The organism is Streptomyces geranii, assembly GCF_002954775.1.
Taxonomy (GTDB): Bacteria; Actinomycetota; Actinomycetes; order Streptomycetales; family Streptomycetaceae; genus Streptomyces; species Streptomyces geranii.
This window is the reverse complement of sequence record NZ_PJME01000037.1, coordinates 77498-97313: the sequence shown is the minus strand read 5'-3', so window position 1 is coordinate 97313 and position 19816 is coordinate 77498. Positions and strand designations below refer to the sequence as shown.

General features: G+C 71.2%; 15 protein-coding genes. 11 read left to right on the top strand and 4 right to left on the bottom strand.

Annotated elements, in window-relative coordinates; genetic code table 11:
* Positions 1-392: 392 nt before the first annotated feature.
* Together CW359_RS32520 and CW359_RS32515 are read right to left on the bottom strand one after the other, a co-directional pair.
* Entirely contained in the window at positions 393-3344 is a 2952-nt protein-coding gene (locus CW359_RS32520; RefSeq protein ID WP_105973787.1) for a hypothetical protein, read from the bottom strand.
* A complete protein-coding gene (locus tag CW359_RS32515) occupies positions 3341-5194 on the bottom strand; it encodes an HSP90 family protein (protein WP_105973786.1) in 1854 nt (617 codons plus the stop codon). The genes CW359_RS32520 and CW359_RS32515 overlap by 4 nt, the downstream gene beginning before the upstream one ends.
* Positions 5195-5367: 173 nt before the next feature.
* Here CW359_RS32515 and recG point away from each other — a divergent pair, with 173 nt between their 5' ends.
* From recG to mutM, 8 genes are all read left to right on the top strand, one after another.
* Positions 5368-7590, top strand: a complete 2223-nt coding sequence (recG, locus tag CW359_RS32510; protein WP_105973785.1) for an ATP-dependent DNA helicase RecG — start codon at positions 5368-5370, stop codon at positions 7588-7590.
* 150 nt (positions 7591-7740) lie between these two features.
* Positions 7741-8325 carry a 16S rRNA (guanine(966)-N(2))-methyltransferase RsmD gene (rsmD, locus tag CW359_RS32505; protein WP_105973784.1) on the top strand — a complete coding sequence of 195 codons (585 nt, stop codon included), beginning with the start codon at positions 7741-7743 and terminating at the stop codon, positions 8323-8325.
* Between the two features lie 26 nt (positions 8326-8351).
* A complete protein-coding gene (gene coaD / locus CW359_RS32500) occupies positions 8352-8831 on the top strand; it encodes a pantetheine-phosphate adenylyltransferase (protein ID WP_198655476.1) in 480 nt (159 codons plus the stop codon).
* A 58-nt stretch (positions 8832-8889) separates the two neighbouring features.
* On the top strand, positions 8890-9969 hold the full coding sequence (locus CW359_RS32495; protein ID WP_105973782.1) for an ATP synthase F0 subunit B: 1080 nt from the start codon (positions 8890-8892) through the stop codon (positions 9967-9969).
* 142 nt (positions 9970-10111) lie between these two features.
* Complete coding sequence (locus CW359_RS32490; protein WP_105973781.1) at positions 10112-10762, top strand: YceD family protein; 651 nt, start codon at positions 10112-10114, stop codon at positions 10760-10762.
* A gap of 2 nt (positions 10763-10764) precedes the next feature.
* On the top strand, positions 10765-10938 hold the full coding sequence (gene rpmF / locus CW359_RS32485; protein WP_105973780.1) for a 50S ribosomal protein L32: 174 nt from the start codon (positions 10765-10767) through the stop codon (positions 10936-10938).
* Positions 10939-10945: 7 nt separating this feature from the next.
* Complete coding sequence (rnc, locus tag CW359_RS32480; protein WP_198655474.1) at positions 10946-11815, top strand: ribonuclease III; 870 nt, start codon at positions 10946-10948, stop codon at positions 11813-11815.
* 129 nt (positions 11816-11944) lie between these two features.
* The gene (gene mutM / locus CW359_RS32475) at positions 11945-12805 is read left to right on the top strand and encodes a bifunctional DNA-formamidopyrimidine glycosylase/DNA-(apurinic or apyrimidinic site) lyase (protein WP_105973778.1); all 861 of its coding nucleotides are present in this window, start codon (positions 11945-11947) and stop codon (positions 12803-12805) included.
* On the opposite strand, the gene CW359_RS32470 is transcribed toward mutM, so the two are convergent.
* Positions 12778-13170: a winged helix-turn-helix transcriptional regulator gene (locus tag CW359_RS32470; protein WP_408647542.1), complete on the bottom strand. Its 393-nt coding sequence runs from the start codon at positions 13168-13170 to the stop codon at positions 12778-12780. The two genes, mutM and CW359_RS32470, sit on opposite strands and share 28 nt — an antisense overlap.
* Positions 13171-13261: 91 nt before the next feature.
* Positions 13262-14416, bottom strand: coding sequence for a CAP domain-containing protein (locus CW359_RS32465; RefSeq protein ID WP_105973794.1), 1155 nt, complete (start codon positions 14414-14416; stop codon positions 13262-13264).
* 142 nt (positions 14417-14558) lie between these two features.
* On the opposite strand from CW359_RS32465, the gene CW359_RS32460 reads away from it, so the two are divergent.
* From CW359_RS32460 to CW359_RS32445, 3 genes are all read left to right on the top strand, one after another.
* A complete protein-coding gene (locus CW359_RS32460; protein WP_105973776.1) occupies positions 14559-14840 on the top strand; it encodes an acylphosphatase in 282 nt (93 codons plus the stop codon).
* Between the two features lie 380 nt (positions 14841-15220).
* Complete coding sequence (locus CW359_RS32450; protein ID WP_079659246.1) at positions 15221-15424, top strand: hypothetical protein; 204 nt, start codon at positions 15221-15223, stop codon at positions 15422-15424.
* Between the two features lie 294 nt (positions 15425-15718).
* Positions 15719-19789 (top strand): AAA family ATPase, encoded by a 4071-nt coding sequence (locus CW359_RS32445; RefSeq protein WP_105973775.1) that lies wholly within the window; start codon positions 15719-15721, stop codon positions 19787-19789.
* Positions 19790-19816: the final 27 nt, after the last annotated feature.

Here is a 19816-nt window from a genome sequence, read left to right as displayed (position 1 = left end):
GATCGGGGTGGAGTGAGGGGCGGGAGGCATGGTTTTCTTCGCCCCCGCCGCCCCTACCCGTTCCCATCCCTGGGGGGGGGCGCCCCCCGCCCCCCCCGGGGGGGGGGGGGGGGGGGGGGGGGGGGGGGGGGGGGGGGGGGGGGGGGGGGGGGGGGGGGGCCGCGGGGGGGGGGGGGGGGGGGTATGGGGGGGGGGGGGGGGGGGGTGGATCGGCCTGGACGGCCTCGTCCTCAAACGCCGGACGGGCTGAATGGTGCCGGCCGGTGCTTGGCACTTCAGCCCGTCCGGCGTTTGAGGACGAGCGCGTTCAGCGCGATTGCGGGGGTCTGGGGGCGCAGCCCCCAGAAGGATGGGAACGGGTAGGGGCGGCGGGGGCGAAGGAAAAAAGGCCGTTACCCGGGCTCCTGTTCCTCCATCAGCTGCAGCATCTGTTCCGCCTCCGCTCGCCGTGCCTGTGCCGAGTCCGCATCCGCGTTCTCTGCGTACGCGGACAGAACCCCCCGCGCCCGCGCCGCCGCCTCCGCGGGCCTGCTCAGGTCCGCCTCCAGCCAACCCGCCGCCAGCTCCGCGCCCGTGCGCCCGTGCAACCCCTCCTCGCCCAGGGACGCGAACACCGCGATCGCCTTCGTCATCTGGGCCAGTGCCTCCTCGAACGCCGCCTCGATCGCGCCGTCCTCCGCGTCCTCCGCGGCGGAGCGGGCCAGCAGGTCGCCGAACTGGCGGTGGGTGTGGGCGAGTTCGGCGCCCAGTTGTTCCCGGGACTCCAGGTCGTCCGCCTCCGACAGGGCTTGCGCGCACTCACCGATCGCGTCCCTCATCCGGAGCCGGGCCCCGGGCAGGCCCGACTCCGTGCGCAGCGCCAGCCACGCGCGGGCGCGCAGGGCGCGGACCAGGCCGTGCACATTGCCCAGCGAGCGCCACAGGTCGCCGGCGCGTTCGTAGGCCCGGTCGGCCTCCGCGGGGAGCCCGGCCTGGCCGAGGGACTCCGCGGCGAGGTGGGCCAGGGTCGCGTGGTCCTGCTGTTCCGGCCAGTGCCTGGCGATCTCCGCGGCCTTCAGGCGACGTTCCGCCGACTCGCGGTGCTCGCCCAGTTCGGACAGGCAGTCGGCGAGCCACCACAGGGTCTGCACCATCGCCCCGTCGCCGTGCGTCTCGGCGCCCAGGTCGGGCAGCGCGGACTCCAGCACCTCCGCCGCCTCCGCCCACCGGCCCTGCCGCAGCAGGAACCCGCCGAGCAGATGCCGGGCCCAGGCGCCGAGCGTCGGCCCCTCGCCCGCCTCGTCGGCCCAGTGCGCGGCCTCCAGGGCGTGGTCGGCGGCCTCGGCGACCTCGTCGCGCGCACCGAGGATCTCGGCGAGCTGGAGGTTCAGCTGGGCCTGGCCCGCCGCCTCCAGGTACGCCCCGCCGTGCTCCAGGGCTCCGCGCAGCGCCCGTTCGGCCCCGGCGACGTCGCCGAGGTGGTGGGCGAGTCCGGCCAGCCGGGCCTCGTACTCCACCGCGAACCAGGGCAGCCCCGCCGCGACGAACGCCTCCGTGGCCGAGGCGAAGAGGTCCGCCGCCCCGGACAGGTCCCCGGCACGCGTCGCCAGTTCGCCGAGCATGGCCTGCGCCTCGGCGCCGCGCGAGGCCAGCCGTACGTCGTCCCCGGCGTGGCCGTCGACGAGGGCCAGCAGCTCCCGTACGGCGTTCTCGGCGGCGGCCAGGGCGCGGTCGGTGCCCGTCTCCTCGACCCGGCGCATCAGGATGCGGGCGCGTCCCATCAGGACGGCGGCGGCCTGTCGTACGCCGGTGCCCTCGTCGGAGTAGAGGGCGAGGACCTCCTCGTACGGCTCGGAGACGGCCTCCAGGGCCGCGTCGATGTCGCCCTCCAGGGCACGGGCGTACGCGGCGCGGGCGCGGGCGGCCAGGGACTCGCCGGGGTCGCCCGCCTCGGCGTACAGCTCGGCGGCCCGCTCGAAGAGCGCGATGCCCTCAGGACCGCCCTCCATAGCCCTGTGATCGACGATCTCCGCCCGGTCGGCCACGGGTAGCTCGACGCCCTCGGCGGCCCGGGAGACGGCCGCCCACGCCTCCATCGCGTTCGGGAGCAGCCCGTCCGACATCCGGCGGGCCTCGGCGAGCAGCGCGGGCAGGTCGTCCGGGAGTGGGGGAGCGGGCGGGGTCCGCGGGTCGGCCGACTTCGCGGATTCCATGGGGCTGGTCACCGGCGGCCTGCGGGGAGCCGGGACGCCGGACGCCCGCACGCCCAGCGGGAGCCGGTCCACCAGCGGGCTCCGCGCCATGCGCGCGCGGACGTCCTCGCCGACGTACGGCGTGCCGTTGCGGGTGTCGAAGCGGGCGGAGAGCGAAAGGGCCTCCTCGCGCGCGTGGGCGGCGAGTTCGCGGGCGGTCCAGTCGCGTCCGGCCGGGCCCGGCACCGACTGGGAGCCCATGCCCAGGACGGTGAGCCGGTCCATGAGGAGGGCCACGGCGGCCATGAAGTCCATCCGGCTGCGCGGTTGTCCGGAGTCCGTGAAGTACGCGGGGCGCTCCGCGAGCAGCTCCAGGCCGCGCGCCTCGTTGCCGGTCAGCGCGCAGAACTCGACGTGGTCCGCGTACGCGCCGCGCATGCTCTCCATGGGCCGCACCAGGCGGAAGCCGCGGAGGTGGTGTGCGCGGGCCTCGTCCAGCCGCCCGAGCCGCAGCAGCGGGCCCAGGGAGGACGCCAGGACGGTGTGCGGTTCGTGGGCGCAGGTGAACTCGCCCTCCAGGACCGGCCGCCACAGGTCGAGCGCCTCCGCGTCGGCGCCCCGCTCGGCCTGCCACCAGCCCTGGCTGTGCAGTTCGCAGGCATGGCAGTCGGCCATGCTGTCGCGGTCGGCGGCCAGCCAGGCCGCGTACGCCCGTTCGGCCCGCGGGAGGTCGCCGACATGCGCGGCCACGCTGAACTCGGCGCCGCGCACGGCACGTTCGGAGTGCCCGGCGAGCCGGTAGCGGTGCTCCATCTCGCCGAGCCACTTCTCGATGGAGGCCAGCGGGATGTGCGGCTGGTCCAGCATCCCCGAGGTCATCCACTTGAAGACCCAGTGCAGCGTGTGGACCTCGTACTCGTCGAAGTCCTCGGGGCGTTCGTCCCACATGCGCAGCAGCCGCGCGAAGGGGACGAACATCTTGTCCTTCTCGGAGCTGTAGTTGTAGGCCTTCAGCTGGTGCCCGAGCGCCTCGATCACGGCGAGCGGGATGTTCAGCTTCTCCGCCTCGGCCAGCAGCTGCTCCGCGCGCGCGTTGCGGGCCGGTCCCTCGGGCTGCTCGCCGTTGAGCGCCATGGCCTCGCGGAGCGCGTCGAAGTCCTTGATCTCGCTCATCGCCGGCCGTCCTCCGTGGGCTCCGTGGGATCGCTGTGGGTGGCCCACTCCAGGAGGCCGATGAACGCGCGGTTCAGCAGCGCGGAGTCCGCGGGCCGCAGCGGGCGCTGCGCCATGAGCAGTGCCTGCCCGTACAGGGACTCCGTGGCGGTGCCGATCAGTTCCGGGGTGGCCAGGGAACTGATCCTCCGGATCAGCGGGTTGAGATGGTTGAGCACCAGCCGCGCGCGCGGGGCACTGCCCCGCAGCGAGCCGAGGATGCCGGCCCACAGGGCGTCGGCCTGCTCCTCGGCGTCCGCGCGGGCCTGCTCGTGCCGGGCCGCCCTGTCGTCCAGGTGCAGCGCGGGCACCGACAGCGGGTGGAAGGCCCGCAGCACGACATCGCACCCCAGGGGGTCGAGTTTGGCGCGTGCGGCCCCCAGGAAGGCCGCCAGGGCCAGCTCCTCGGCCGGGTCGACCGCGTCCAGGTGGGCGGTCACGGTGTCGGCGTCCAACTCGGCGACCACGGTCCCCGGGCGCACCGAGGGCAGCGCCTCGATCAGCTCGCTGTCGTACGTGTAGCCGCCGTTGATGACGCCGACGCCCTGCGCGGACGCGATCGGCGCCACCTGCCGGTACTCCTCGACGGACCGCGTGAAGTGCACCACCGGGTGCCGCTGCGCGAACTCCTCCAGGGACAGCTGCCCGTCGGTCGTCTCGAAGGGGAGCCACGGCAGCATCGTGCGCAGCATCTCCTTGTCGTGCCTGGCCAGCGACTTGACGCCCAGATGGTGCACCGACAGGAACGCGGCCAGCCGCTCCGGATCACCGGCGGCGAGCCCGGTCAGCCAGGAGCGAATCCTTTCGCCGAGGGCCTCGCGCACGGCGGCCAGCGTCTCGTCCTCGTACAGCGACTCGCGCGAGGCGGTCGGCCGCAGGCTGTCGGTGTCCAGCACGCACCGCACGAAGAACGCCCAGTCGGGCAGCAGCTGTTCGGCCCGCTCGGTGAGCAGCATGCCCTTGAGGTGCACGCGGTGACTGGCCCGCTGCGCCGGACTCACCGACGACGGCAGGACGTACGCCACCCCGCGGATCCCCGCGAGCGGCACGTCCAGGTCGATCGAGTCCAGCGGCGTGAACCCGAACAGGTCGTGACAGTGCCGCTGAAGGGCCACCCTCCGGGTGGCGGGCGACGGGTACGGCCGGTTCCAGGGCGCCGGCAGATCGGTGACCGCCTCGTCGCCCACCCGTACGTCGTACGGCAGCAGCGACCCGAAGTCCCGTGCCAGCGCGAGCACCCGCTCTTCGGTGAGCCACTCGCCGGCCCCCGGCCGCGCCACCAGGTGCACGGTGGTGCCCGGTTCGGGCCGGGCGTCGTCCGGGAGCGTACGCACGGTGTACGAACCGTCGTCCGCGGCCGTCCACTCCACGGGCGGCGCGTCCGGCGTACGGGCACTGCGGCTGACGACCCTGATCCGCTCGGCCACGACGAAGCAGGCCAGCAGCCCGATCCCGAACTGGCCGAGGAACTCCGAACGAGCTTCCTGGATGTCGCCGGGGTCCGCCCGCTTGGAGCTGCGGCCGATCGTGGCCAGCAGGTTGTGCACGTCCGCCTCGGTGAGACCGACCCCGGAGTCCTCGACCCGCAGGGTGCCGCCCTCGGCGTACAGCCGCACCCGCGCGGGTGCGTCGGGCTGCTCCGCGCGCCGGGCGGTGATCGCGTCCACGGCGTTCTGCAGCAGCTCGCGCAGGTAGACCTTGGGGCTGGAGTAGAGGTGATGGGAGAGCAGGTCCACCAGGCCGCGCAGGTCGACCTGGAACGTATGCGGTGACTGGGATGCCTGGGATGACTGTGAGGTCTGGGAGTCCATCGTCGCAGCGCCGGAGGGGGGACCAGGTTCTGGCGACGGCGCGGGGTCGGGCGGTCCCGGTGAGGCGGTGACCGCGGGGGATGGCCGGTGGCGCGTCATCCTAGGCCCGGAACGAGCCGTCTGACCAGCGGATTCGGCAGACGTATACGGCGATGTCAGTGCTGTGGTGTGCAATGGATCTCGTGCCCGCACTGGAAGAACCACTGAAGCAACCACTGAAATCAGTGCTCGGCCCCGCCACCGCGAAGGTGATGGCCGAGCACCTCGGCCTGCACACCGTCGGCGACCTCCTGCACCACTATCCGCGCAGGTACGAGGAGCGGGGCCAGCTCACCCACCTGGCCGACCTCCCCATGGACGAACACGTGACGGTGGTCGCTCAGGTCGCCGACGCCCGCCTGCACACCTTCGCCTCCTCGAAGGCCCGCGGCGGCAAGGGCCAGCGCCTGGAAGTCACCATCACGGACGGCAGCGGCCGGCTCCAACTGGTCTTCTTCGGCCACGGAGTCCACAAACCCCACAAGGAACTCCTCCCCGGCACCCGCGCCCTGTTCGCGGGCAAGGCGTCGGTCTTCAACCGCCGCCTCCAACTCGCCCATCCGGCGTACGAATTGCTGCGAGGCGACACCGACGAGGCGGCGGAGGCGGTCGGTTCCTGGGCGGGCGCCCTGATCCCGATCTACCCGGCCACCGCCAAACTGGAGTCCTGGAAGATCGCCAAGTCGCTGCAGACGGTGCTGCTCAGTGCCCCGGACGCCGTCGACCCGCTGCCCCCCTCCCTCCAGGAGGGCAGGGGCCTGGCCACCCTCCCGGAGGCGCTCCAGAAGATCCACCGTCCGCACACCAAGGCGGACATCGAACACGCCCGCACCCGCCTCAAGTGGGACGAGGCCTTCGTCCTCCAGGTGGCCCTGGCCCGCCGCCGTCACGCGGACGCCCAACTCCCGGCGGTCCCCCGCCGACCGACCCCGGACGGCCTTCTCACCGCCTTCGACGCGAAACTCCCCTTCACCCTCACGGAGGGCCAGCAGAAGGTCTCCAAGGAGATCTTCGACGACCTGGCGGCGGAACACCCGATGCACCGGCTGCTCCAGGGGGAGGTCGGATCGGGGAAGACAATGGTGGCCCTGCGCGCCATGCTCGCCGTCGTCGACGCGGGCGGCCAGGCCGCGATGCTCGCGCCCACCGAGGTGCTCGCCCAGCAGCATCACCGGTCGATCACCGAGATGATGGGGGAGCTGGCCGAGGGCGGAATGCTCGGCGGTGCCGACAAGGCCACCAAGGTGGTCCTTCTCACCGGCTCGATGGGCACTGCCGCCCGCCGCCAGGCGCTGCTGGACCTCGTCACCGGTGAGGCGGGGCTCGTGATCGGCACGCACGCGCTGATCGAGGACAAGGTCCAGTTCCACGACCTCGGCCTGGTCGTCGTCGACGAACAGCACCGCTTCGGTGTCGAACAGCGCGACGCCCTGCGCGGCAAGGGCAAACAGCCCCCGCACCTGCTGGTGATGACGGCCACGCCCATCCCGCGCACGGTCGCCATGACCGTCTTCGGCGACCTGGAGACGTCCGTCCTGGACCAGCTCCCGGCCGGGCGTTCGCCCATCGCCACCCATGTCGTCCCCGCCGCCGACAAGCCCCACTTCCTCTCGCGCGCGTGGGAGCGCGTGCGAGAGGAGGTCGAGGGCGGCCATCAGGCGTACGTGGTCTGCCCGCGCATCGGGGACGAGGAGGAGGACCCGAAGAAGGCCAGGAAGTCGGCCCAGGACGAGGCCGAGAAGCGTCCGCCGCTCGCCGTCGTCGAGGTGGCCGACCAGCTCACCCGGGGCCCCCTCCAGGGGCTCAAGGTCGAGATCCTGCACGGCCGGATGCACCCCGACGACAAGGACGCTGTGATGCGCCGCTTCGCCGCCGGGGAGACCGACGTCCTGGTGGCCACGACCGTCATCGAGGTCGGCGTCAACGTCCCCAACGCCACCGCGATGGTGATCATGGATGCCGACCGCTTCGGCGTCTCCCAGCTCCACCAGCTCCGGGGCCGCGTCGGCCGGGGCTCCGCCGCCGGTCTCTGTCTCCTGGTCAGCGAGATGCCCGAGGCGAGCGCCGCCCGCCAGCGCCTCAACGCCGTCGCCGCGACCCTCGACGGCTTCGAACTCTCCCGCATCGACCTCGAACAACGCCGCGAGGGAGACGTCCTGGGCCAGGCCCAGTCCGGCGCCCGCACCTCCCTGCGCATGCTCACCGTCATCGACGACGAGGAGATCATCGCCGAGGCGAGGGAGGAGGCGGCGGCCGTGGTCGCCGCCGACCCCGACCTGGAGAACCTCCCGGGCCTGCGCACAGCGCTGGACGCCCTGCTGGACGAGGAGAGGGAGCAGTACCTGGACAAGGGGTGAGCCGGACGTGCCCCAAAGGGGCGCGGGGAACTGCGCGAGCAACCACGACGAACCCGCAGTCGCCAACACCACAACGCACCCCCCACCCCCTCCTGCGAAACTGGACCCGCAACCACCCCTCCACCCCTCGGCCACGGACAAGGACCCCAGATGACCCGCGTGATCGCCGGCACAGCCGGCGGACGACGCCTAGCCGTCCCGCCGGGCACCGGCACACGCCCCACCTCGGACCGCGCCCGAGAGGGCCTCTTCTCCACCTGGCAAGCCCTCCTCGGCGGCCCCCTGGCCGGCGAACGCGTCCTCGACCTGTACGCCGGCTCCGGCGCCGTGGGCCTGGAGGCGCTCAGCCGCGGCGCCGGACACACCCTCCTCGTCGAGGCCGACCCCCGCGCCGCCCGTACCGTCCGCGAGAACGTGAAGACGCTCGGGCTGCCCGGCGCCGAGGTCCGCGCGGGCAAGGCGGAACAGGTTGTTCAGACGGCGTCCACAGAGCCGTACGACATCGTCTTCCTCGATCCGCCGTACGCCGTCGCGGACGACGATCTTCGCGAGATCCTGCTCACACTCCTGGCCGGGGGCTGGCTCGCGGCCGAAGCCCTCGTCACCGTGGAGCGCAGCACCAGAGGCGGCGAATTCGGCTGGCCGGACGGCTTCGAAGCGCTCCGGACCCGTCGCTACGGCGAGGGAACGTTTTGGTACGGTCGCGCCGCCTCTACGTGCGAAGACGCACGATGACCGGACCGGAGAGCGAGGGATCACTAGTGCGCCGCGCCGTCTGTCCCGGGTCGTTCGACCCGATCACCAACGGACACCTCGACATCATTTCCCGCGCCTCCCGTCTGTACGACGAGGTCTATGTCGCGGTCATGATCAACAAGTCCAAGAAGGGCCTCTTCGAGGTCGACGAACGCATCGACCTGATCCGCGAGGTCACCGCCGAGTTCGGCAACGTCCGGGTCGAGGCTTTCCACGGCCTGCTCGTCGACTACTGCAAGCAGCGCGACATCCCGGCGATCGTCAAGGGCCTGCGCGCGGTCAGCGACTTCGACTACGAACTCCAGATGGCCCAGATGAACAACGGGCTGAGCGGTGTCGAGACCTTGTTCGTGCCGACCAACCCCACCTACAGCTTCCTGTCCTCCTCGCTCGTCAAGGAGGTCGCCACCTGGGGCGGCGACGTCGCCCACCTCGTGCCGCCCACCGTTCTCGAAGCTCTGAACGAGCGGCTCCGCAAAGACTGAGGGGGCTACAGTCGACCCGTCCGTCTTCATCACAGCTGTAGAGAGTGGCGAGCACCCGGTGGACGTGCAACAGAAGCTCGACGAGATCGTCTCCTCGGTCTCCAGTGCCCGGTCGATGCCCATGTCGGCCTCGTGCGTGGTCAACCGCGCCGATCTGCTCGCGATGCTGGAAGAGGTGCGCGCGGCCCTGCCCGGCTCCCTCGCCCAGGCGCAGGAGCTGATCGGCGACCGGGAGCAACTGGTCGAGCAGGCCCGCCAGGAGGCCGACCGGATCATCCGGACCGCCCACGAGGAGCGCGGCTCCCTGATCTCCGACACGGAGGTCGCCCGCCGCTCGCAGAACGAGGCGGACCGCATCCTCGCCGAGGCCCGCAAGGAGGCCGAGGACGTCCGCGCCGAGGCCGACGACTACGTCGACTCCAAGCTCGCCAACTTCGAGGTCGTCCTCACCAAGACCCTCGGCTCGGTCGGCCGCGGCCGGGAGAAGCTCCTCGGCACCGGACCCGGCCTCGACGACCAGGGATACGAGGACGAGGACGCCCCCGAGCGCAGCCTCGACCCCGAGACCCTGCGCGTCAACGCCGACAAATACGTCGACGTCAAGCTCGGCGCCTTCGAGGCCGTCCTCGCCAAGACCCTGGAGGCGGTCGGCCGCGGCCGGCAGACCCTGCACGGCCGGATCGCCTCCGACGACCTCGGCGCCCTCGGCCAGGACGACGACGGCAGCCCCAGGCAGCACACCAGCGACGCCGACTACCTGGCCGACCTCGCCGCCGTCCCGGACTCCCCCGCCCAGCTGCCCCGCCCGGCGGAGATCCCGGCCCAGCAGCAGTACGGCCAGCAGGACCAGTACGGCTACCAGCAGCCCGCGGACCCCTACGGCGGCTACCAGCAGGCGTACGCCCAGCAGCCGGACCCCTACGGCTACCAGTCCGCCGACCCGTACGCCTACCAGGGCTACGACGGCCAGCAGGCCGCCTACGACCCCGCCCAGGTCCAGCAGGGGCACCTCCAGCCGGAACAGCAGCAGCACCAGCCGCAGCAGCCGCACGCCCTCGACGAGACCAGCTTCTTCGACACCACCATGATCAGCGCCGAGCAGCTGCGCGCCTACGAACAGGGGCGCGGCGGGCAGTAGCGGCGGGCGGCAAGTGCCCGTACGGGGACCGGATTGGGCCGTGGGCGGAAGGTCCAGTATCCTGGCTCTTCGGTCGCCTGTAACTCGGCGATCACCGCTGCCCGGAACCCGGGTTGCCGAGCGACGAAGATCGAAAGCAGGAATGGCTCTGAACGCCCGCCTCGACCACCGCAATCCTCTCGTGTTCGACACACACGAGCTGGGGCGGCGTCCTGGCGCGCTGCAGCGCCTGACCCGTGAGATCGACGCTCCCAAGGACTTCGGTCTCGCGGGAGTCATCGGAGTGCCGGAAGGCGCACCGGTGGAGCTCGGACTCCGTCTTGAGTCGGTCATGGAAGGTGTGCTTGTCACAGGCACCGCCCGTGCACGCGCCAAGGGGGAGTGCGTAAGGTGTCTGGAACCGCTTGAGCAGCAGCTCGAAGCGGAGTTCCAGGAGATGTTCTCGTACCCTGACGCCGACGACCGGGGCCGTGTGAAAGCGGAACCGGCCGACGACGCCGAGGACGACGAGGAGACTCTCTTCATCGAGGACGGCCTGTTCGACCTCGAACCCGTGCTGCGCGATGCGGTGGTGCTCGCACTGCCGATGCAGCCGGTGTGCCAGGACGACTGCCCCGGCCTGTGCTCCGAGTGCGGAGCCCGGCTGGCTGACGAACCGGGCCACCACCACGACGCCGTCGACATCCGTTGGGCGGCACTGCAGGGACTCGCCGGTTCACTCGAACCCGGCGAGAAGGACGAGATCAGCGGCGCCGACGCGCAAGCGGGCACCGACGAGAAGCAGGAGAAGTAGCCGTGGCTGTTCCGAAGCGGAAGATGTCGCGCAGCAACACGCGCCACCGCCGGTCGCAGTGGAAGGCTGCGGTCCCCAACCTGATTGCGTGCGAGCGCTGCCAGGAGCCCAAGCTGCAGCACATCGCGTGCCCGTCTTGCGGCACTTACAACAAGCGCCAGGTCCTCGAGGTCTGAGCGGCTGGTGAGAGGCACAGTGTCTAGCCCCAAAAAGGCGGATGACGTCAAGAAGCAGGTGCTCCGCGCAGGCGGAAGCGCCTCGGTGGACACGGCCTCGTCCCACACGCTTCTGGAAGGGCGGCTCGGCTACCAGCTCGAGTCCGCCCTTCTGGTGCGCGCGCTGACCCACCGTTCGTACGCGTACGAGAACGGCGGTCTGCCCACCAACGAGCGGCTGGAGTTCCTCGGGGACTCCGTGCTCGGCCTGGTGGTCACGGACACGCTGTACCGCACCCACCCCGACCTCCCAGAAGGCCAGTTGGCCAAGCTGCGGGCCGCGGTGGTCAACTCTCGTGCGCTCGCGGAGGTGGGCCGTGGGCTCGAACTCGGCTCCTTCATCCGGCTCGGCCGGGGTGAAGAGGGCACGGGCGGGCGGGACAAGGCGTCCATCCTCGCCGACACCCTCGAAGCGGTGATCGGCGCTGTCTATCTCGACCAGGGTCTCGACGCGGCGGGCGAACTCGTCCACCGTCTCTTCGACCCGCTGATCGAGAAGTCCTCGAACCTCGGTGCCGGCCTGGACTGGAAGACCAGTCTCCAGGAGCTCACCGCGACCGAGGGGCTCGGTGTCCCCGAGTACCTGGTCACGGAGACCGGTCCGGACCATGAGAAGACCTTCACTGCTGCCGCCCGCGTCGGAGGCGTCTCGTACGGCACCGGCACCGGCCGCAGCAAGAAGGAGGCGGAGCAGCAGGCCGCGGAATCGGCCTGGCGTTCCATCCGGGCTGATGCGGATGAACGTGCCAAAGCGGCTGCCGAGGCTGTCGTTGCTGAGGCTACGGTGCCTGTTGAGGAGGACGCGGACGTGTCTTCTTCTTCCCCTGCCTCTGCCTGAGGTTGCTCGCGTGCACCAGTGCTTGTCCCTGGCGGGACTTGCACTGGTGTTTTCGGTTGTTCTTCGGCTGCGGGCCCGTCGTGGCTTGTCGCGCAGTTCCCCGCGCCCCTAAAAGACAGGGCGTCTCCTGTGCCTGAGTTGCCTGAAGTTGAAGTTGTTCGGCGCGGGCTTGCTCGGTGGGTTGCCGAGCGGACCGTTGCTGATGCCGAGGTTCTGCATCCTCGGGCCGTGCGGCGGCACATCGCCGGTGGGAACGACTTCACTTACCGTCTCAAAGGGCATCGCTTCGGGACGCCCAGGCGTCGTGGGAAGTATCTGTGGCTGCCGTTGGAGGACAGCGGGCAGTCGGTGCTCGCGCATCTCGGGATGAGTGGGCAGCTGCTCGTTCAGCCGAACGACGCCGTCGACGAGAAGCATCTGCGGATCCGGGTGCGGTTCGCCGACGAGCTGGGTACCGAGCTGCGGTTCGTCGATCAACGCACCTTCGGTGGGCTGTCGTTGCACGACAACACCCCGGACGGACTGCCCGATGTCATCTCCCACATCGCGCGCGACCCCCTCGACCCGCTCTTCGACGACGAGGCCTTTCACGAGGCGCTGCGCCGGAAGCGTACGACGATCAAACGGGCCCTGCTCGACCAGTCGTTGATCAGCGGAGTCGGCAACATCTATGCGGACGAGGCCCTTTGGCGCTCGCGCGTCCACTACGAACGTCCCACCGCCGGCTTCACCCGGCCGCGTACGGCCGAACTCCTGGGCCATGTACGGGATGTGATGAACGCGGCGCTGGACGTGGGCGGTACGAGTTTCGACAGTCTGTATGTCAACGTCAATGGCGAATCGGGGTACTTCGACCGCTCGCTCGACGCCTACGGACGTGAGGGGCTGCCCTGCGGGCGGTGTGCGACGCCGATGCTCCGGCGGCCCTGGATGAACCGGTCCAGCTACTTCTGTCCGAAGTGTCAGCGGGTTCCGCGCGTGGTGTCGTAGCGCTCGCGCGCCGCCAGTACGGTGTCCATCCGGCCCTCCACGCAGTGGATGAGCGCGAGCAGACGCTCGGCGACCTCGTGGCCGAGGGGGGTCAGTTCGTAGTCCACGCGGGGCGGGTTCGTCGGCTGGGCCTCGCGGTGGACCAGGCCGTCGCGCTCCAGGGCCTGGAGGGTCTGCGACAGCATCTTCTCGCTCACGCCGTCGACCCGGCGGCGCAGCTCGTTGAAGCGGAGCGAGCCCTCCTGGAGGGCACCGAGCGTGAGCGCGCCCCAGCGGCCCGTGACGTGTTCCAGGGTGCCGCGCGAGGGGCAGGCCTTGGCGAACACGTCGTAGGGGAGGTCCTGTGCCTCCGTGGTGTTCATCATGGGTCCAGCGTACGCGAGCACAGCGCTGACCTGAAGATTGCGCTAACTGTTGGTTAGTGCAATCTTCAGGTCGCCCGGCCGGGGGTGCCGGTCAGTAGCCGAAGTCCTGCGTCCACCAAGGGCCGCCGGAGCCGAAGTGGACACCCACGCCCAGCGTCTTGAAGTCGCAGTTCAGGATGTTCGCCTTGTGGCCGGGGCTGTTCATCCAGGCCTCCATCACCGCGGCGGCGTCGGCCTGGCCCCGGGCGATGTTCTCGCCGCCGAGGTTCGTTATGCCGGCCTTGTCCGCCCGGTCCCAGGGCGAGAGGCCGTCGGGGTCGGTGTGGTCGAAGAAGTCCCGTGCGGCCATGTCCTCGCTGAACGACTCCGCCAGCTCCCGCAGCGCGCTGTTCGCGGACACCGCGCTGCAGCCGACCTTGGCCCGCTCCTCGTTCACGAGCTGAAGCACCTCGGCCTCGGCGGCGGCCTCCGCCGTCACCGTGATCGGGGCGGTGGACTGCTGCTTCTCCTTCGACTTCGTCGGCGTGGGCGCCGGCGTCGTCTCCGGAGCCTCGCTCGGCGTCACGGCCGACTTCTTCGGCGGAGCCTTGGTCGTCGGGGCCGCCGAGGCGGTCGACGTCGAGGGGGAGGGCGACGGGGACGTGGTGTCGCGGTCCGTGTCGCGGCTCGTCGACGTCCCGCTGTCGCGGTCCGGGTCGGCGCTGCCCGACGTACCGCCCTGCTGGGTGTCGTCGTTCGTCGGCGAGTCCGCGGCCTGCACCTTGTCGCCGCTGCTGCCGCCACCGATCGTGTACTTGTCACTGCCGCCGGGCAGTACGCCCGTCGCGACCGCGACCGTGCCGAGGGCCACCGCGGCGGAGACGCCGAGCAGTCCCGTACGGATCGGCCTGGACGAGCGCTTCTTGCGGCGGCGCGTGCCGCCCGGGCCCCGTCCGTCGAAGGGGCCGTCGCCGTGTGCCGCGTGGGCGCCGGTGTCGTCCGGGGCGAAGAGGTAGGCGTTGCTCTGCGCGTAGGCGTCGGAGTGCGCCTCGGGGTTCAGGTAGGGGGCGATGCCCACGGTCGTGGGCGCGTCCTCCCACAGCGTGCTGTAGGCGGTGTGCGGTATGTGAGGCGTGGGCGGGACCTCGGAGTCGTACGGTCCGTGATCGGATCCGTAACCGCCCGTGCCCGAATCGTATGTTTCCGTGACCCCCGTGGCGCGACCTGTGGCGGCGCGGCCGGCGGCGGAGCGTCGGTGGCGTCCCATGTTGTGGCCTTCCTCGTCCTTGCGGTCCGGGTGACTCACTCGATCGAGTGAGTTTCATATGAGATTCGTTGGGTGGGGACGGTACCCCATGGCGCAAGAGGAGGAAGTGCTGAGAGAGACATTGGCCCGTTAGCGTGCACCCATGAACGAGGATGTACGGCTGGTCGCCTGGGTGCGCGGACGCGTCCAAGGTGTGGGTTTCCGCTGGTTCACGCGGGCGAAGGCCCTGGAGATCGGCGGCCTGAGTGGTTTTGCTCTCAATTTGGACGACGGACGCGTGCAAGTGGTCGCGGAAGGGCCCCGTCCGGACTGCGAGGGACTGCTCGACTGGCTGCGGGGGAGCGACACGCCCGGCCGCGTGGACGGCGTCACCGAGATCTGGGACACACCCCGCCGGATCTACGAGGGCTTCGCCATCCGCTGAGGCGGTTCTGTAAAGCGGTCCAGGCGGCGGCCCGTGGGCATGCCACACGCACCTGTCCATGGCGGAAACGGGCAGGTGGTTGCCAAGAAGCGCAGGTCGTGGCAGGCTCCGCGGAAAACGCTTGTTGCCACGCCCTCGGGCCCCGCCGGAGTCGCAGCGCCGCCCCGCGGGGGCCGCGCGCCCCGGCGCCGCCCGCCAATACCGGGCGTGATCGTGTTGACCGTCAAACTTTTTGGTGAGACGCTGAAAACCCCGCGCACCTTAGCTGTTTGGCATGTAAGAACGGCAGCAAGAACTCCAGAGTGCCAAGCATCGCGGGTGCGATTCCCTCACGACCCACACCGCTTCGGTCGGTCACTCAGTGTGGAGGACCATCCATCATGGCAAAGGCGCTTCTCGGTTACGTCGGCGGCTCCGACCCGCGACTCCTCGCCGAGATGCGACGGCTCCAGCAGCGCGTACAGGACCTGGAATCCGAACTCGGACGCATCCAGGCGGAGAACGACGCGCTGACGGCTGCCGCTTCTCACGACTCGCTTCTCGAGAGCATCGACGCACGCCAGGCGGAGCCCGCGCTCACCTGATCGCTGCATCGGTACGACAGACACGCAGTGGTTGGGCTGCCCGTCTCGATCGCGTCAACAGCGCATCAACCGCTGAGTCGTCAGTGTTCAGTTTTTCGGCCAGAGTATTGCAAGGGACGCTTCGGCGTCCCTTCTTTATTTCCCCCGTGCTCCCTCGTGCTCCGTCGACCGACGGTCACCTCAAGCGCTTGCACTCTTCATTACGTCTGGTGTGCCCTGCACGTTCATCCGTGAAACCGCGGGGTATCCGGGGTTCAGTGTGTGACATACCGGCGGAAGGTAGAGTCCAGCGGCGTGCACCTCAAGGCCCTGACCCTCCGAGGGTTCAAGTCGTTCGCCTCGGCGACCACGCTCCGGTTCGAGCCCGGCATCACATGTGTCGTGGGACCGAACGGCTCGGGCAAGTCCAATGTCGTGGACGCGCTCAGCTGGGTCATGGGCGAACAGGGCGCCAAGTCGCTGCGCGGCGGCAAGATGGAGGACGTCATCTTCGCCGGCACGACGGGCCGCCCACCGCTGGGCCGCGCCGAGGTGTCACTCACCATCGACAACTCCGACGGCGCGCTGCCCATCGAGTACGCCGAGGTCACCATCACGCGGATCATGTTCCGCAACGGCGGCAGCGAGTACCAGATCAACGGCGACACCTGCCGCCTCCTCGACATCCAGGAACTGCTCTCCGACTCCGGCATCGGCCGCGAGATGCACGTCATCGTCGGCCAGGGCCAGCTGGACTCCGTACTGCACGCCGATCCCATGGGCCGCCGCGCCTTCATCGAGGAGGCGGCGGGCGTACTGAAGCACCGCAAGCGCAAGGAGAAGGCGCTGCGCAAGCTGGACGCGATGCAGGCGAACCTGGCCCGCGTCCAGGACCTCACCGACGAACTGCGCCGCCAGCTGAAGCCGCTCGGCCGGCAGGCTGCGGTCGCCCGCAGGGCCGCGGTCATCCAGGCCGACCTGCGCGACTCCCGGCTGCGGCTCCTCGCCGACGACCTCGTACGGCTGCGCGCGGCGCTCCGGACGGAGGTCGCGGACGAGGCCGCGCTCAAGGAGCGCAAGGAGGCGGCGGAGGCCGAGCTGCGGAAGGCACTCCAGCGCGAGGCGCTCCTGGAGGACGAGGTACGGCAGCTCACCCCGCGCCTCCAGCGCGCCCAGCAGACCTGGTACGAACTCTCCCAGCTCGCCGAACGCGTACGCGGCACCGTCTCGCTGGCCGACGCCCGCGTGAAGAGCGCCACCTCCGCGCCCGCCGAGGAACGCCGTGGCCGTGAGCCCGAGGACATGGAGCGCGAGGCCGCACGCGTCCGTGAGCAGGAGGCCGAGCTGGAAGCGGCCCTGGAGGCGGCCGAGCACGCGCTGGAGGACACGGTCGCGCACCGCGCGGAACTGGAGCGCGAGCTGGCGGTGGAGGAACGGCGCCTGAAGGACGTGGCCCGCGCGATCGCCGACCGCCGCGAGGGCCTGGCCCGGCTGAACGGCCAGGTCAACGCGGCCCGTTCCCGCGCGGCCAGCGCCCAGGCCGAGATCGACCGCCTGGCCGCCGCCCGCGACGAGGCCCAGGAGCGGGCGTTCACGGCCCAGGAGGAGTACGAGACCCTGAAGGCGGAGGTCGACGGCCTCGACGCCGGCGACGCGGACCTGGCGGAGCGGCACAATGCGGCGAAGGTCGCCCTAGCCGACGCGGAGACGGCCCTTACGGCGGCCCGTGAGGCGACGACAGCGGCCGAACGCCGACGCGCCGCGACCCAGGCCCGCCGCGAGGCCCTGGCACTGGGCCTGCGCCGCAAGGACGGCACAGGCACCCTCCTGGCCGCCCAGGACCGCCTCAGCGGCCTGCTGGGCCCGGCCGCAGAACTCCTGACGGTCACCCCGGGCCACGAGGTCGCCGTGGCGGCAGCCTTCGGAGCGGCGGCGGACGCCATCGCGGTGACGACCCCGTCCTCGGCAGCGGCAGCGATCCGCCTGCTGCGCAAACAGGACGGGGGGCGGGCTTCGCTGCTGCTGGCGGGGGCGCCGGAGGGGGCGGGGGAGCGGGGTGCTCTTGGCTCGGCGGGTGCCTCGCTCGGCGCTGCGGGTGAGGGGTCCGGCGGTGGCCTCGGAGCGCCGCGGCATGCTGTGCCCGCGCCGGACGGCCCGGCCCCCGGGGGCGTGAGCGGCTTCGGCGCCGGGGGTGATCCCGGTGCCCGAGGGCCCGGCGCGGGGCCTGCTCCGGGCGAAGGATCCGCTTCCGGCGATGCCCGCGATGCCGGTGCTGTCGGTGCCGTCGCTGGACAGGGCGCCGGATCTGGTGATGTGGGGGGCGTGGACGCCCTCGATCGGCCGGGTTCCGGAGGGTTGGGCGGGGGATTCGCCCCCCGCGATGCCCGCGATGCCCGCGATGCCCGCGATGCCCGCGATGCCCGCGATGCCCGCGATGCCCGCGATGCCCGCGATGCCGGTGCCGTCGCTGGACAGGGCGCCGGACTTGGTGATGTGCGGGGCGTCGATGCCCTCGATCGGCCGGGTTCCGGAGGGCCGGGCGGTGGAGCCGCCTCCGGCGAAGGCGCCGCTGCCCGACGCGGCATGCCCCTCCTCGCTGCCGACCTCGTCCGCGGTCCCGTCGAACTTATGCCCGCCGTACGCCGGTTGCTGCGGGGGATCGTCGTCGTGGAGACGCTCGAAGACGCCGAGGAACTCGTCTACTCGCGGCCCGAGTTGACCGCCGTGACCGCCGAAGGGGACCTGCTGGGCGCCCACTTCGCGCACGGTGGGTCCGCCGGGGCGCCCAGCCTGCTCGAAGTGCAGGCCTCCGTCGACGAAGCCGCCGCCGAGCTGGCCGAACTGGCCGTGCTGTGCGAGGAGTTGGTCGGGGCGCAGCAGAGCGCGGGGGAGCGGCGCAAGGAGTGTGCCGCGTTCGTCGAGGAGGTCGGGGAGCGGCGGCGGGCCGCCGACCGGGAGAAGTCGGCCGTCGCCCAGCAGCTCGGGCGGCTCGCCGGGCAGGCCCGGGGTGCCGCCGGGGAGGCCGAGAGGTCCACCGCGGCTGCGGCGCGGGCGCAGGAGGCGCTCGACAGGGCCGTAGAGGATGCCGAGGAGCTCGCGGAGCGGCTCGTCGTCGCCGAGGAGATGCCCGTCGAGGAGGAGCCCGACACCGGGGTGCGGGACCGGCTCGCCGCCGACGGGGCCAACGCGCGGCAGACCGAGATGGAGGCGCGGCTCCAGGTCCGTACGCACGAGGAGCGGGTCAAGGGGCTGGCCGGACGGGCCGACTCGCTCGACCTGGCCGCCCGTGCCGAACGTGAGGCACGCGCGCGTGCCGAGGAGCGGCGGGCGCGGCTGAGGCACGAGGCGGCCGTCGCCGAGGCCGTCGCCTCCGGGGCGCGGCAGCTGCTCGCGCACGTCGAGGTGTCGCTCGGGCGGGCCGAGGCCGAGCGGGTCGCCGCCGACGCCGCCAAGGCGCGGCGGGAGCAGGAGCTGGGCGCCGCTCGTGCACAGGGGCGCGACCTCAAGGCCGAACTCGACAAGCTGACGGACTCCGTGCACCGGGGCGAGGTGCTCGGCGCCGAGAAGCGCATGCGGATCGAGCAGCTGGAGACCAAGGCGCTGGAGGAGCTGGGCGTGGAGCCCGAGGGGCTCGTCGCCGAGTACGGTCCGCATCAGCCGGTGCCGCCCTCGCTGCCCGCCGAGGGCGAGGAACTGCCCGAGGACCCGGAGGACCCGCGCAACCAGCCGAAGCAGTTCCACCGGGCCGAGCAGGAGAAGCGGCTGAAGGCGGCCGAGCGGGCCTATCAGCAGCTCGGCAAGGTCAATCCGCTGGCCCTGGAGGAGTTCGCCGCGCTGGAGGAACGCCACAAGTTCCTGAGCGAGCAGCTTGAGGACCTGAAGAAGACGCGCGCCGATCTGCTCCAGGTGGTGAAGGAGGTCGACGAGCGCGTCGAGCAGGTCTTCACCGAGGCCTACCGGGATACGGCTCTGCAGTTCGAGGGCGTCTTCAGCCGGCTGTTCCCGGGTGGTGAGGGGCGGCTGATCCTGACCGATCCCGACAACATGCTCACCACCGGTGTCGATGTCGAGGCGCGTCCGCCGGGCAAGAAGGTCAAGCGGCTCTCGTTGCTCTCCGGTGGCGAGCGCTCACTCACCGCCGTAGCGTTGCTGGTGTCGATCTTCAAGGCTCGACCGAGCCCCTTCTACGTCATGGACGAGGTCGAGGCGGCCCTCGACGACACCAACCTCCAGCGGCTCATCCGGATCATGCAGGAGCTGCAGGAAGCCTCACAGCTCATCGTGATCACGCACCAGAAGCGCACGATGGAGGTCGCCGACGCGCTCTACGGCGTCTCCATGCAGGGTGACGGAGTGTCGAAGGTGATTTCGCAGCGGCTCCGCTAGCCCTTCTTCGCTTCTTCAATACTTGAA